15 protein-coding genes and 2 tRNA genes are annotated in these 12,763 nt (G+C 38.6%); 12 read left to right on the top strand and 5 right to left on the bottom strand.

The genetic code is table 11. The annotated features are described in order from the left end of the window. Positions 1-21: 21 nt before the first annotated feature. The gene (locus ABFY81_RS16760) at positions 22-1,887 is read left to right on the top strand and encodes an alpha/beta fold hydrolase (RefSeq protein WP_347914210.1); all 1,866 of its coding nucleotides are present in this window, start codon (positions 22-24) and stop codon (positions 1,885-1,887) included. Next, positions 1,880-2,641 (top strand): 4'-phosphopantetheinyl transferase superfamily protein, encoded by a 762-nt coding sequence (locus ABFY81_RS16755; protein ID WP_347914209.1) that lies wholly within the window; start codon positions 1,880-1,882, stop codon positions 2,639-2,641. The genes ABFY81_RS16760 and ABFY81_RS16755 overlap by 8 nt, the downstream gene beginning before the upstream one ends. A 171-nt stretch (positions 2,642-2,812) precedes the next feature. Here the strand turns inward: ABFY81_RS16755 and ABFY81_RS16750 are convergent. Both ABFY81_RS16750 and ABFY81_RS16745 read right to left on the bottom strand, forming a co-directional pair. Continuing rightward, positions 2,813-2,888 (bottom strand) — tRNA-Gly (locus ABFY81_RS16750). Between the two features lie 45 nt (positions 2,889-2,933). Further along, positions 2,934-3,009: transfer RNA gene (locus ABFY81_RS16745), tRNA-Gly, on the bottom strand. Between the two features lie 230 nt (positions 3,010-3,239). On the opposite strand from ABFY81_RS16745, the gene ABFY81_RS16740 reads away from it, so the two are divergent. The 5 genes from ABFY81_RS16740 to ABFY81_RS16720 all read left to right on the top strand — a co-directional run bounded on the left by ABFY81_RS16740 (position 3,240) and on the right by ABFY81_RS16720 (position 6,073). Continuing rightward, a complete protein-coding gene (locus tag ABFY81_RS16740) occupies positions 3,240-3,548 on the top strand; it encodes a BolA family protein (RefSeq protein ID WP_019457981.1) in 309 nt (102 codons plus the stop codon). A gap of 12 nt (positions 3,549-3,560) precedes the next feature. Continuing rightward, on the top strand, positions 3,561-3,953 hold the full coding sequence (locus ABFY81_RS16735; RefSeq protein ID WP_347914208.1) for a SirB2 family protein: 393 nt from the start codon (positions 3,561-3,563) through the stop codon (positions 3,951-3,953). A 75-nt stretch (positions 3,954-4,028) separates the two neighbouring features. Beyond that, positions 4,029-4,871 carry a ParA family protein gene (locus ABFY81_RS16730; protein ID WP_019457983.1) on the top strand — a complete coding sequence of 281 codons (843 nt, stop codon included), beginning with the start codon at positions 4,029-4,031 and terminating at the stop codon, positions 4,869-4,871. A gap of 10 nt (positions 4,872-4,881) precedes the next feature. Then, on the top strand, positions 4,882-5,268 hold the full coding sequence (locus ABFY81_RS16725; protein ID WP_005071968.1) for a hypothetical protein: 387 nt from the start codon (positions 4,882-4,884) through the stop codon (positions 5,266-5,268). Between the two features lie 214 nt (positions 5,269-5,482). Continuing rightward, positions 5,483-6,073 carry a threonine transporter RhtB gene (locus ABFY81_RS16720; protein ID WP_347914207.1) on the top strand — a complete coding sequence of 197 codons (591 nt, stop codon included), beginning with the start codon at positions 5,483-5,485 and terminating at the stop codon, positions 6,071-6,073. Positions 6,074-6,081: 8 nt separating this feature from the next. On the opposite strand, the gene ABFY81_RS16715 is transcribed toward ABFY81_RS16720, so the two are convergent. Further along, positions 6,082-6,723, bottom strand: a complete 642-nt coding sequence (locus tag ABFY81_RS16715; RefSeq protein WP_212512036.1) for a DedA family protein — start codon at positions 6,721-6,723, stop codon at positions 6,082-6,084. 194 nt (positions 6,724-6,917) lie between these two features. Between ABFY81_RS16715 and ABFY81_RS16710 the strand changes: the two genes are divergently transcribed. Beyond that, positions 6,918-7,355 (top strand): DoxX family protein, encoded by a 438-nt coding sequence (locus ABFY81_RS16710; RefSeq protein WP_004705959.1) that lies wholly within the window; start codon positions 6,918-6,920, stop codon positions 7,353-7,355. Between the two features lie 60 nt (positions 7,356-7,415). Here the strand turns inward: ABFY81_RS16710 and ABFY81_RS16705 are convergent, their stop codons facing one another. Then, entirely contained in the window at positions 7,416-8,633 is a 1,218-nt protein-coding gene (locus ABFY81_RS16705) for a DUF445 family protein (protein WP_171057791.1), read from the bottom strand. A gap of 387 nt (positions 8,634-9,020) precedes the next feature. Here ABFY81_RS16705 and guaA point away from each other — a divergent pair, with 387 nt between their 5' ends. After that, positions 9,021-10,589 (top strand): glutamine-hydrolyzing GMP synthase, encoded by a 1,569-nt coding sequence (gene guaA / locus ABFY81_RS16700; protein WP_004705956.1) that lies wholly within the window; start codon positions 9,021-9,023, stop codon positions 10,587-10,589. 55 nt (positions 10,590-10,644) lie between these two features. On the opposite strand, the gene ABFY81_RS16695 is transcribed toward guaA, so the two are convergent. Further along, positions 10,645-11,142, bottom strand: a complete 498-nt coding sequence (locus tag ABFY81_RS16695) for a GNAT family N-acetyltransferase (protein ID WP_347914206.1) — start codon at positions 11,140-11,142, stop codon at positions 10,645-10,647. A 272-nt stretch (positions 11,143-11,414) separates the two neighbouring features. On the opposite strand from ABFY81_RS16695, the gene ABFY81_RS16690 reads away from it, so the two are divergent. Genes ABFY81_RS16690 through ABFY81_RS16680 form a run of 3 tightly spaced genes read left to right on the top strand, consistent with a single transcriptional unit; the run spans position 11,415 to position 12,672 of the window. Beyond that, positions 11,415-11,942, top strand: a complete 528-nt coding sequence (locus tag ABFY81_RS16690; RefSeq protein ID WP_347914205.1) for a PadR family transcriptional regulator — start codon at positions 11,415-11,417, stop codon at positions 11,940-11,942. Between the two features lie 13 nt (positions 11,943-11,955). Continuing rightward, on the top strand, positions 11,956-12,345 hold the full coding sequence (locus ABFY81_RS16685; RefSeq protein ID WP_216135932.1) for a transcriptional repressor: 390 nt from the start codon (positions 11,956-11,958) through the stop codon (positions 12,343-12,345). Between the two features lie 21 nt (positions 12,346-12,366). Then, positions 12,367-12,672, top strand: a complete 306-nt coding sequence (locus tag ABFY81_RS16680) for a DUF3861 domain-containing protein (protein ID WP_347914204.1) — start codon at positions 12,367-12,369, stop codon at positions 12,670-12,672. Positions 12,673-12,763 lie beyond the last annotated feature (91 nt).

Raw genomic sequence — 12,763 nt, 5'->3', positions numbered from 1 at the left:
CCAGCCCTAATAAGGTGACTTATGGATAATTTAAAGAACGCAAAAAAAGATAATTTTTCACGGAAGACCATATTAGTAACAGGTGCAGCAGGTTTTATTGGCAGCAGACTAGTCGTTGATCTTTTGCGTGAGGGTCATCAGGTCATTGCTGCGCTACGTAATGCTGCAACCAAGAAAGATAAGCTGTTGGGTTTCATTGCAACAGAAGGGCTTGCTGATCCATCTATTTCATTTGTTGAATATGATTTGAGCCGTGATTTTAAGCTGGACTCTCTGCTAGCGGATGCTCAGGCAAAGATCCATGTAATTTATCATCTTGCAGCGTCATTTAATTGGGGTATTAGCAAAGCTGAAGCTGAGCGTACAAATGTTAAGTCAGGACTCGCCTTAATTGAATGGGCCGCAACATTGAAGCAGCTTGAGCGATTTATCTGGATTGGTGGGTATCGTGTGGCTGCTCCGCCGCAAGAGTCGGCTGATGAGTTGTATTGCAAACATGGTGGCTATGAAGCTTCAAAAATTTTGGGTTATCAGGCTTTCATTGAGGCTTGTAAGCGTTTAAATGTGCCATGGACTGCAATAAATCCAGCCACAGTCATTGATGGTTTCTATAAGTATGGCGATATGCAATATATCGGTATTGCGGACATGATTGATAAGCTCTATCAGGGACGTCTACTGGCATTGCCGGGTGGCCGTGACACATTCCTGCCACTATGTAATATGCAGTATATCGTGAGCTTTTTAATCCGAACGATGTCTTATCCTGAGACGATTGCTCAGGAGTATATGCTGCTTGATTCCAAGACACCGAAATTTCATCGCCTAGTTCACCTCGCTGCCGAGCATTTAGGGGTTAGCTCACCACATTTACAGCTACCTAAAGGTCTATTAGAGAAATTACCTGAGGTATTACTTGATGGTTCTAAGGAGCAACTCTCTTTCATTTCTACTGAGCACTATCATGTTGATGGGGCAGAGGCGATGGCAGCGAAGATGGGCATCGCGGACTTGATTAATATCACTCCATATTTCTCTCGTTGGATTGATCGTCTAGTGCTTACACGCTTTGGTCGTATGCAAGTTTCAACACCTAATTCTTTTAGTTATCAAAACCGATATTGGACAGAAATCTATACTAAACAGTCAGTTGGTTCGGAAAAATCTTCTGCACTATTTTTACACGGTATTCCATTTGATAGCGCATGTTGGTCTCCAATCATCAATAAAATTACATACGATCAGGTTGCTATGATGGACTTACCCGGACTTGGGCGTTCGGGTAGTTATGAGGTGATTGAAGATAACAATCATCAGTTTATCGATACTGCTGCAAAGCTTTTAGCGCCAAATAGTGTTGTGATTGCCCACTCGTTAGGATGTCTCTTTGCATTGAACCTTGCAAAGAAATACCCAGATAAAGTTGCGCGTCTTATTCTCATATCGCCTTATTTTGTTCAGGCACAGGCTGCTAAAATGTTTCAGATACAAGCGATATCTAATCTGATTTTCCGTTTTGTGCCAAAAGATATGATTGCTAAAGACCTACATCCAGATGGACAAAAAAATCCATCTGTTGGTTATGCGATGGATTCATTACGCCGGGTGTCGGTAGCCAAGCATATTAGTGAGTATATGCACCGTATTAGTTTGCCTCAGCAGCGAGCATCTCAAACAGCTTTGTTAAACGAGCTTAGCTCTAAAGTTGAAATGATTGTTGGAGAGAAGGACCCACTTGTTACTACAATCAGTCCTAATATTCCTGTACATAGCATTGCTGGTGCAGGTCATAATCCGCATGTGACCCATGTAGAGGCAGTTTATGATTATCTCACACCAGTTCTAACTAAATATATCAGCACTACAGCACAGCTTAGTGATGTCTAATATAGCCCAAGTACAGGTTTTTGTTTGCCCAGTTTCACGGGTACCACAAGATCATGTGATATTGAGTCATTATCTCAGCTTTCTCAACGCAGCAGAAAAGTTGAGATATGATCAATATCTTCCTCAAGCAGCACGTCTTTTCTTAATTTCTCGTGTCTTAACGAAGTCTGTTTTAGCAGATAAGCTGGGTATTTCACCCCATCAAGTCAATATTCAATTACAACCGAACGGCAAACCTTTTGTACAAGGCGGTAAGACTATTTATTTTAATCTTAGTCACTCAGGAGACGTTATTGTCCTTGCTGTGACTGAAGAAGGAGAAATAGGCGTCGATGTTGAACGAGTGAATCGAGAGTTCGAATGGAGGCGGGTTGATAGTGTGTTAGCGCTGAGTGAAATAGACTGGATTCAGGAAAATGAAAGTACTGATCCATTCAGCGTATATCAGCGGTTTTTTCAAATATGGACCTTAAAGGAATCCTATATTAAATGTACTGGTCATGGAATGAGCAGCCATTTAAAGAAGCTTAATTTCCATGTCTTTTCTGAACATATACAGTTTTTTGACGCAACTCATGATGCTCAAAACACAGAACAATATCATTTTCAAAGCTATATCTATGATTGCAATTTTATCTTTTCCATATGTTTACAGCAGAGCCACAATATAGAACGCTTTAATATGGAATGTTTCCAATTACTGCCGTGTATATCTATGCATTCAATGAAGCCGACACCTTGCGAATATACCTAAATTAAATGAATACAACTGGCAATTTAAAAAAGTGAATCTGGTAGAAGGTAGAAAGTCTTTCGTTGGAATTGAGTTCTTTTCAGTAAGTTATGCTGTGAATCGATTGAGTGCAAAAATAAGAATCGATAAAAAGAAAAAAGCCCCAGTCTTTCGACTAGGGCTTTTTAAATTTGGAGCGGGAAACGAGACTCGAACTCGCGACCCCAACCTTGGCAAGGTTATGCTCTACCAACTGAGCTATTCCCGCATATATGAGCAGTTTTTACTAAAACTTTCTCAAAAAAAACCAATTTGGAGCGGGAAACGAGACTCGAACTCGCGACCCCAACCTTGGCAAGGTTATGCTCTACCAACTGAGCTATTCCCGCGTGCCGCTTATAATACATTAAGCAAAACAAGGGTCAACAACTTTATGCAAATAATTATGCTGATTGCATAAAATAAAAACAGAAATGAGCATTTAGAGCTATTTTTATTGATAAGTTGCCGAATAAATAGACATTTTATTCGAAGTCAAAGCATACAAGAGCAACTTTTGTTTGTGTGTAGACAGGGTATACTAGGTTTAAATATATGAATAATCGTAAAAGGAAAAGCTATGAGCCTTGAACAACAGTTGATTGAACGGTTAAAAACCCTTGCACCTAGCCATTTGGAAGTTATTAACGAGTCTGCTGGCCACGGTGGTTATTTCCCAGGTAAAGAATCACATTTTAAAGTGATTGTGGTAAGTGAAGAGTTTAACGGCTTGCGTTTGGTTCAACGTCATCAAAAAGTGTATGCGTTGGCTTCTGATTTAATGAATCCAGGTCAAATCCATGCTTTAGCAATACATGCTTATTTGCCAAGTGAGTGGCAAGGTCAAGCGCCAGCGAGCCCAGAATGTGCACATGCACCTAAAAGCTAAGGGTTAACTTTCATGGATGCACATTTAATCACTAAGATTATTCATATGACTGCGGTGGCTGCCGCACTTATGGTGTTTGTTTTACGCGCTTCTACACTATTCATTGGTGTGCAAGGTCAACAACCTAACCCAGCAGGGCGTAAAGTATTAGTTGCTTTGCAGCATTTGTCATTTACTGTGGTTTTTATTACTGGTGCAATTTTACTGGTGATGAAGAACTTTCAGGTTCAACCATGGTTTTACGCGAAAATTATCTTATTTTTAGTACTGTTATCATCACTAATGAAGGCTTTTAAAAAGGATGACGCTATTTTATTGGCACAGCGCCGTGCAGGTTTAGCTATTAGTACAGTCGCATTTATTGCCATTATTGTTTTGGTTATTGTGAAACCAGTTTTTGCTTAATTGTTCTACATTCTTTGCCTTTTTGCTTAAGCTCTAGGTTAAACTGCATACAATAAAAAATATGCAGAGGGAAACATGTTAACTCGTGTGGTATTTAACCAAAAAGGCGGTGTAGGGAAATCAAGTATTACTGTAAATTTGGCTGCGATTAGTGCCAAACATGGCTTTAGGACCTTGGTTATCGATCTGGATCCTCAAGCCAACTCTAGCCAATACCTTTTAGGCGAAGAAGCAACATACGCTGCTGATAAAGCCGTTTTAGAACCAAATATTGAAAACTTCTTTGAAGATGTGCTGGGGAATAATCAACAAAAAGGTCTAATTGGTAATGCACTCGGCTCAATTTTAAAAGCCCCTCGGAACAAAGACCTCGACAGTTTTGTGCACTCGACATCCTTTGATAAATTAGATGTACTTCCAGCAAGCCCTACGCTTGGTGCACTTGAGCACGCACTTGAAAGCAAGCATAAAATTTATAAATTGCGTGATTCTATTCAAAGCTTAATTGGGCGCTATGACCGTATTTATATCGATACACCACCAGCTTTTAACTTTTTCACGTTGTCCGCCTTAATTGCAGCAGATAAAGTCCTGATTCCTTTCGACTGTGATGTCTTTTCAAAGCGTGCGTTACAAACATTGATTGAAAATGTTCTCGAAACGCAAGATGATCATAATGATCGCTTGGAAATTGAAGGAATTGTGGTGAACCAGTTCCAATCCCAAGCAAAATTACCTCGGGAAGTGGTCCAGCAGTTGAAAGATGAAGGGTTACCTGTGCTCAATAGCATGTTACCGCCTTCAATTTTAATGAAAGAATCGCATCAGAAAAATTTACCTTTGGCCCATTTGGCACCAGAACATAAATTGACTCAGGCTTATGAGACATTATTTGGTGAGATTGAGCCAAAACGATAAGAGAAAAATGATGAAAGGCTTATATATTGCGCCTTTGGTGGCAGCCACGTTACTTCTTGGCGCTTGTGCTACAACGGTAAAACCGACTTATGTGTCTCCGACACAGTATCAATCTTTGAGTTGCCAACAACTGCAAAGTGAATATAACCGTATTCAACAATATATCGACAATGGCGTACAAACTCCAAAAAGTACAGGTATGGGTGTTGGGCTTGGACTTGGTGGTGGCTGGGGACGAGGCGGTTGGGGATTCGGTCCATCCATCTCTGTTAATATGGGGCAATCTTCTTCAACCAAGAACACCGAACTTTCACGTGTTTTAGGCCAACAAGAAGCAATTGTTCAGGCAGCTCAGTTTAAGAATTGTCCAATAATTGTCCGCAAAAAGGCGAATTAATAGTCATCTTTGCATCACAATATGCTAGTCAAAGCATATTGTGATGATTAAAGTTTAGCAAAATGTTTCATAATAAAATAAACATAAATCAGTATCTTAGTTTAATATGGTTACAATGATACTTGTATTTTTTCTCGTCAAGTTATGCTCTTAACTTGCTATATTTTGTCTATTTCGTTTAAGGTGGCCCCATCTTTACCAATGTGGAAACTTTATGATTGAAAGCTGGTTTTTTGTATTAGCAATGTTGGCTGTTTTGCTTATTCCTGGGCCGACAAACGCACTACTTGCAACCGCCGCTCATTCACAAGGTTTATTTAAAACATTCTGGCTTATTCCAATGCAATGGTTAGGTTATGCCTATGGGATTAGCTTTTGGGCTGTCTTTATTCATTTAGCAGCTCCAGTTTGGCCTGCGTTACTGCTCATTTTGCATATTACGAGCGTGTTATATGTGTTCTGGATGGCATTTCGTTTATGGAAAACTACACATTTACAGCAGTTTAGTCAGAACCACCGTAATATTCGCCCACGTCAGTTATTCTTCTCTACTTTAAAAAATCCTAAGTCTTTACTGTTTGCAGCCGGTATTTTTCCTGCCGAAACATGGAATTCGCCTGAAAATTTTCTTATGGTCTTTACGGCTTTTACATTGACGCTTATTCCTGCGGCGAGTTTCTGGATGATTTTTGGTCGTGCTTTATTGACAGGTTCAATGCAAAAAATAAAAGCCGATCATTTATATAAAGGATCGGCCATGTTACTCATTTTATGTATGCTTCCGGTGGTATTCCGTTTCTTCTAAAAGAAGCTTTAAACGTTGGCTTTACGGTTTTTTAACTTCTCACGTATAAAGCCGATAATACCCGGTAGAACACTAATAATAATGATGCCGAAAATAAGGTGGGTAAAGTTATCTTTAACGATTGGCATATTTCCAAATAGATAACCTAAGGTTACAAAAGAAGCTACCCAACAGAATGCTCCAATTAAGTTATATGTCAGGAAAAACTTATAATTCATGCTACCAGCACCTGCAACAAAAGGAGCAAATGTGCGGGCAAATGGAATGAATCGAGCAAAAATAATCGTTTTACCACCATGGCGGGCAAAGAATTCTTGAGTTTTGGTTAAGTGCTGCTTATTAATGAATCTAGAGTTCATTTCAAACACACGTGGACCGATAAAACGTCCAATATGATAGTTGACTGTGTCACCTAGAACAGCTGCAAGGAAGAGTAGAGTACCTAGCAACCATGGATCCATCTTACCTGTAGATGCCGCTAAAGCCCCTGCTGCAAATAATAAACTATCGCCCGGTAAGAACGGCATGACCACTAAACCGGTTTCGACAAAAATAATTAAAAATAATATGCCATAAATCCAGACTCCGTAATTTGTAATAAATTCGGCGAGATGCTGGTCAACGTGTAGAATAAAATCAAGAAGTTCCATGAGATAGCTAAGTGGTAAACCGTGCTCAAATCCTAGCAGTGAGCCTATAGAAAGTCAGTATAGAACATCAAAAAGATACAAATTAATCATCCTATTTGTGCAACGATATATATGGATTTTGAGTATTTAATTATCAATGTCCCAAACCTAGAATGAGTTCATCAACAAATAAGCATTTAAATAAAGGTGGCTGTATGTTTAATCCAAATGTGGTGGTCAAAAATATCGTAACGCAAACAGGTGCGGATAGTTTTATTAGTCTGGTTGCTCGTGTACTTATTGCATATATCTTCCTTGTTGCTGGCTGGGGAAAAATCACCGGTTACGCAGCAACAGCAGGTTATATGGAAGCTATGGGGGTTCCTGGTGGAATTCTACCATTAGTCATTTTGGTTGAGTTTGGTGGTGGTTTAGCTTTGTTATTTGGTTTCCAAGCACGTTTTGCAGCTTTTGGTCTTGGAATCTTTAGTATTTTGACTGCGTTCTTGTTCCACCAAGGTGGGGCTGATGCAGCAGCGCAATATAATAATAGCATCCACTTTATGAAAAATTTTGCAATGGCAGGGGGATTGTTCTTCCTAATGCTTCACGGTGCTGGACGTATTAGCCTAGACCATGCAATTGAAAAATAATATTCAAGATAAAATAAAAAACCGGATGAGCAATTCATCCGGTTTTTTTATATTTAAAAATTAGAGCATGAACTGGATTTGTAATTCCCCAACAACAAAACCAAGTACGGCGCCTACTGCAATGAGTGCCCACTCATCTTCTTTGAACGCTGGACGCAACATCCCTTCAAATTCGGATGGTGTTAATTTTTGCATACGTTCAATTAAAGTGCTGCGAATATTCATCGCATCTTCTGCATAAGACTCAACATATTTCATGGTCTCTGGCAGTTGTTGCATAATACGTTCTGCAACTTGTGTTTTCATATTCTGGTATTTTTCTCCACCAATTGCGTATACAACAAGTGGACGAATGACACCTGCCTGCATATCAATTTCCTGTTTAACATGGCGGTTCACCAAGTCAATCACACGTGCAGAGTGAGTGCCGGAAAATAGCTCTTCCATCATATGACGTGAAGTTAAAAGCTGTTTGGAAATCAAGGCTGCATAGTCAGCTGCTACTTCATTCTGACGTTTAATAAACAGACCTTGCCATGTATAGCCCAATATCTTTTTAGGATAGAGCGGTCTAAACATCATTTGCAGCGCAATCCAGTCACTGAAAAATCCTACAAATCCACCAAACATTGGTAGCATCCAAGGATATTTACCTTGCGTGATAATCCAGCACAACATTTGGATTACACCAATACCAAAACCGAATACAAAGCCAACATTACTGAAAAATTTAAATTCTTGTTTGCCGACACGTTTAAAAATATTGTTGAGTAAACGCTTATCTTTAAGCAAATTACTAATCACCAAATGCTTAATATCAAAATATCGATTTACGTCACGTTGCACTTCACTCATGATGTGCTCGACAATTTCAGGCGCTTTGGATTGAACTCTGCGGATCAGTCTTTGACGGGCAAACTCAGGCATGCCTTCCCATAAACCGGGTTGATACTCTTGCGCAACTTCACGCGTAATATCTTCTGCTGCTGCCATTAATGGTTTTTCAATTTCTTTGGCAATACGCTTTGGGTCAAGACGAGCAAAAATTTCTTCGGGTTTAATCAGCTTGGCTGTCATGAGTTCAACAGCAATGGTTGCCATTTTTTCAGCTTTACGAGGTACGATACCTTGCCAGCCAAAAAACGGTTTAATACCTTTAAATTCAAGTGGTGAGAACATCATTTGAATGGCAATCACTTTAGTGACATAGCCAATTAAACCACTCATGAAAGGAATAGAGACATACAACCAAAAATGTTGCTGGAAATCTGCAATCATAGTTTGAAGCATTGTTGTTCCTTAGATTTCTATTGATTTTGATATGGGGCAACAAGCCATAAAAAACGGATCACTGTTTAAGGACAGACAAATATCGCTTAATGGTATTTACCTTTCCATGGTAATGCCTGTTTTATCGGGTCATCTTAACATCAAATTCATGAGGATGTTGCATAGAATGTGATGAATTTATCAATGTGTATGAAGATTTTAAGAGGTATACAGTACATTGATAAATATCAATAAATTTATATTTATATCAATCAATCTAAATATCAAAATGATTATGATATGAAAAAAACAAGATATATGATGATTTGCGGTGCGCCGAAGCGTGAAAAATGTTAAAATGGCGCGCTTAATTCTTTTGCCATTTAGTGGTTTGTCATGACTACCAATACTCAAATTACTGAAGATCGTATCCTGATTCTGGATTTCGGCTCTCAATATAGTCAGCTCATTGCACGTCGTGTACGTGAAGCTGGTGTTTACTCTGAAATGTATGCCTTTGATATGTCTGAAGAAGACATTCGTGCTTTTAACCCAAACGGTATTATTTTGTCAGGTGGACCTGAGAGTGTGCATGAAGAGGGCAGCCCACGAGCACCACAGGTGGTGTTTGAGTTAGGCGTTCCAGTATTGGGTATTTGCTATGGTTTACAAACCATGTCTGAACAGTTAGGCGGTAAAGTTGAGCCAGGTACTGTACATGAGTTTGGTTATGCCGAAGTTGATATCGTTAAACGTGACCAACTTATTGGTAACTTACAAGACCGTGAAAACCAACTTCATGTTTGGATGAGCCACGGCGATAAAGTGAGCCAGATTCCAGAAGGTTTTACGATTACTGCAAGCACACCAAGCTGTCCAGTTGCTGCTGTAAGTGATGAAGCGCGTCGTTTCTATGGCGTGCAATTCCATCCAGAAGTAACGCACACGGCAAAAGGTGAAGAGTTACTTGCAAACTTCGTTCATAAAATTTGTGGATGTGGTGGCCTTTGGACACCTGAACACATTATCGATTTACGTGTAGAACAATTACGTCAGCAAATCGGTGATGAAAAAGTTCTTTTAGGTCTTTCTGGTGGTGTTGACTCATCTGTTGTTGCTGCGCTTTTACACAAAGCAATTGGCGACCAGTTAACATGTGTATTTGTTGATAATGGCTTACTTCGTTTAAACGAAGGTGACCAAGTGATGCAAATGTTTGCTGAAAACATGGGTATCCGTGTGATTCGTGCAGATGCTGAACAACGTTTCTTAACTGCGTTGGCTGGTGAAGTTGATCCAGAGAAAAAGCGTAAGATCATTGGCCGTGAATTCATCGAAGTATTTGCTGAAGAAGCACGTAAACTTGATGGCGTGAAATTCTTGGCACAAGGCACGATTTACCCAGACGTAATCGAATCTGCTGCAAGCAAACAAGGTAAAGCACACGTTATTAAATCTCACCACAACGTGGGTGGTTTACCTGACGATTTAGAGTTTGAATTGGTTGAACCTTTACGTGACTTGTTTAAAGACGAAGTACGTAAGTTAGGTACTACACTTGGCTTGCCACACAGCATGATTTACCGTCATCCATTCCCGGGCCCTGGTTTAGGTGTTCGTATTTTGGGTGAAGTTAAAAAAGAATATGCAGATATTCTTCGTCTTGCTGATGACATCTTCATGCAAGAGCTTCGCGACAGCGGCTGGTACGACAAAACAGCTCAAGCATTTGCTGTGTTCCAGCCAGTTAAGTCAGTTGGTGTAGTAGGTGATGGTCGTCGTTATGCATGGGTAATTGCACTTCGTGCGGTTGAAACGGTTGACTTTATGACAGCTCGTTTTGCACATTTACCATACGAATTGGTTGATAAAATCTCAACGCGTATTATGAATGAAATTAAAGATGTATCACGTGTTGTATATGACGTGTCATCTAAACCACCAGCAACGATTGAGTGGGAATAAGCAAATGAAAAGGCAGGATTTAATCCTGCCTTTTTTATGTCTATTGATAAAAGCATTATTTATGTTTATCGATATACTGGTGATTAGTAATAAAAAAAATACTTTGATTTGAACCAAAACGTTCTACTGATTTCTCAAAAACCATTCCAACACGTTCTAATAATTTGATTGATGCTTTGTTCTGTGTTTGAGTCTCAGCTATTACTTTCTTAAGATTTAACTCATTAAATGAATAATGTAAAACAAATTCAAGTGCTTGAGTTGCATATCCATATCCCATATATTCCGGCAGCAATTCATATGATACTTCGATATCTGAACCGTCATGATGAGTATCCAGAGATATAATTCCTAAAAAATTATGGTCAGTAGAAGATCGAATTGCCCAAATAGGTAATTTACTTGGAGTATTAATATCAGCATGTGCTCGCGTTTGAGCTAGAGATACTTCCAATGGGCCACCTAAATACTTTCTAGTCGTATCATTTGTATAAAGTCTAACTAAATTAGAGGCATCTGCTAATGTTAAATCGCTTAAATAACACAAGTGCATATTATTTATGATTAAAGAGAAAAATTAACATATTACATTTTATAAGAAATTCATCATAAATATTCTTTTCTTTCGTCAGCTTAAACTTCTTCTCAGGAAACTAACTAGTAAGGTGCTTAAGCACTCTTTTTATTGCTTAACTTTTAAAGCCAAAAATTAATATTAATAAATATCAATATAATAGGTTGTATATTATTACTTATACTTGATAAAAGATATGTTAAGATATATCTTAATAAATATAAATTAGGCATATTGGAGAACCTTCAAAGATGAAACAACAATCAGAACATCATCATGCTGAGCACAATGAACATCACCACGGCCATCACCGTTCGGGGCGTCGTGGAAGACTTTTTGAAGCTGGACGAATGAAACTTTTAGTCCTTCACCTTATTCAGCAAAGTCCTAAGCATGGTTATGAAATTATTAAAGAAATAAGTGATTTGGTCGGTGATGGCTATACGCCTAGTGCGGGAACAATCTATCCGACTTTGACCAGTCTTGAAGAAATGAATTTAATTAACTTAGTGGATGTAGAGCGTAAGCAATATCAAATTACGGAGTTTGGGGAAGCTTATTTAGCTGAACAGCAAGACAAACTAAGTGGACTTTTAGAGAAATTACGTTTGAGACGTGAAATTCACAGTAATGATCAATTAATTGAAATTCACCGCGCCATGGAAAATTTAAAAACTGCCTTACGCTTGAAACTTAATACAACTGACTTGCAGCAAGAGCAGATCTATCAAATTGCCGAAAAAATTGATCAGGCTGCGGTTGCAATCGGGCGCCTATAAGTTGAGATACAACATGTTAGAGCTACAGCAAAAAATCAAAGAAGCGGGCCTAAAAGTCACTCATCCAAGACTTGCTGTTCTGTCTTTAATTCAACAGCAAGCAGAAGATCTAACAGTTAAACAGATTTATCAAAAGCTATATACCCAAAAACAGAAGTTGAGTTTAGCAACAGTTTATCGGGTGGTCAGTGATTTGGTAGGAGCAGGCCTAATTTCAAATACTCAATTCCAACGAGGTGAAGCCAAATTTAACTTATCAGACTTAGCCAACAATCAACTTCTACAGATTCATTGTGCAGAACTGACTGAAGCTAAACAAGAACAATTTCTAGCCTGTTTGCAATCGGTATTTAGTCAATTTCAAGTTGATTTGAAGCAGGTTGAAATTATTCAAAATCATTAATTTTTAATAGAGAATTTATATATGAAACAACATCAATATCACGTTACTGTACAACATTTAAAAGATGCCAAAGGTGAAGTTTCTACCTATACGGAAAGACTTGAGTTCTATAGTGGTAACCATGACGATATTTTTGAGATTGTTGAAAAGCTAAAGAATGCGGAATTTTTCGATGATCAAACTACAAAGTCTTTTGCTGTTGGTCTAAAGTTATTTAGTGAAGTCATGCTGGAAAATCGAGATCATGCATTGTTTCAAGAGTTCTTTCCGCAGTTCGGACAATTTATGAAAAATCTAAAACAGCTCGTTAAAACTCAGTTATCTTAAGCTGCTGAATGCAGCTTTATTTATTTTTATAACTAAAAAAAGGATTGTCTCATTCATAACACCCTGTGTATTACTAAAAGACTATATTGAA

The organism is Acinetobacter sp. WA-87, from assembly GCF_039938935.1.
In the GTDB taxonomy this organism is placed as follows: Bacteria; Pseudomonadota; Gammaproteobacteria; order Pseudomonadales; family Moraxellaceae; genus Acinetobacter; species Acinetobacter seifertii.
This window is presented reverse-complemented; position numbering and strand designations above follow the sequence as displayed.

What these genes read in the sequence shown, in the direction of transcription:
- ABFY81_RS16755 (WP_347914209.1), top strand. Translation starts at nt 1,880, where the DNA reads ATGTCTAATATAGCCCAAGTACAGGTTTTTGTTTGCCCAGTTTCACGG.
- ABFY81_RS16735 (WP_347914208.1), top strand. Translation starts at nt 3,561, where the DNA reads ATGGATGCACATTTAATCACTAAGATTATTCATATGACTGCGGTGGCT.
- ABFY81_RS16705 (WP_171057791.1), bottom strand. Translation starts at nt 8,633, where the DNA reads ATGATTGCAGATTTCCAGCAACATTTTTGGTTGTATGTCTCTATTCCT.
- ABFY81_RS16740 (WP_019457981.1), top strand. Translation starts at nt 3,240, where the DNA reads ATGAGCCTTGAACAACAGTTGATTGAACGGTTAAAAACCCTTGCACCT.
- ABFY81_RS16760 (WP_347914210.1), top strand. Translation starts at nt 22, where the DNA reads ATGGATAATTTAAAGAACGCAAAAAAAGATAATTTTTCACGGAAGACC.
- ABFY81_RS16695 (WP_347914206.1), bottom strand. Translation starts at nt 11,142, where the DNA reads ATGCACTTGTGTTATTTAAGCGATTTAACATTAGCAGATGCCTCTAAT.
- ABFY81_RS16720 (WP_347914207.1), top strand. Translation starts at nt 5,483, where the DNA reads ATGATTGAAAGCTGGTTTTTTGTATTAGCAATGTTGGCTGTTTTGCTT.
- guaA (WP_004705956.1), top strand. Translation starts at nt 9,021, where the DNA reads ATGACTACCAATACTCAAATTACTGAAGATCGTATCCTGATTCTGGAT.
- ABFY81_RS16730 (WP_019457983.1), top strand. Translation starts at nt 4,029, where the DNA reads ATGTTAACTCGTGTGGTATTTAACCAAAAAGGCGGTGTAGGGAAATCA.
- ABFY81_RS16725 (WP_005071968.1), top strand. Translation starts at nt 4,882, where the DNA reads ATGAAAGGCTTATATATTGCGCCTTTGGTGGCAGCCACGTTACTTCTT.
- ABFY81_RS16685 (WP_216135932.1), top strand. Translation starts at nt 11,956, where the DNA reads ATGTTAGAGCTACAGCAAAAAATCAAAGAAGCGGGCCTAAAAGTCACT.
- ABFY81_RS16690 (WP_347914205.1), top strand. Translation starts at nt 11,415, where the DNA reads ATGAAACAACAATCAGAACATCATCATGCTGAGCACAATGAACATCAC.
- ABFY81_RS16710 (WP_004705959.1), top strand. Translation starts at nt 6,918, where the DNA reads ATGTTTAATCCAAATGTGGTGGTCAAAAATATCGTAACGCAAACAGGT.
- ABFY81_RS16715 (WP_212512036.1), bottom strand. Translation starts at nt 6,723, where the DNA reads ATGGAACTTCTTGATTTTATTCTACACGTTGACCAGCATCTCGCCGAA.
- ABFY81_RS16680 (WP_347914204.1), top strand. Translation starts at nt 12,367, where the DNA reads ATGAAACAACATCAATATCACGTTACTGTACAACATTTAAAAGATGCC.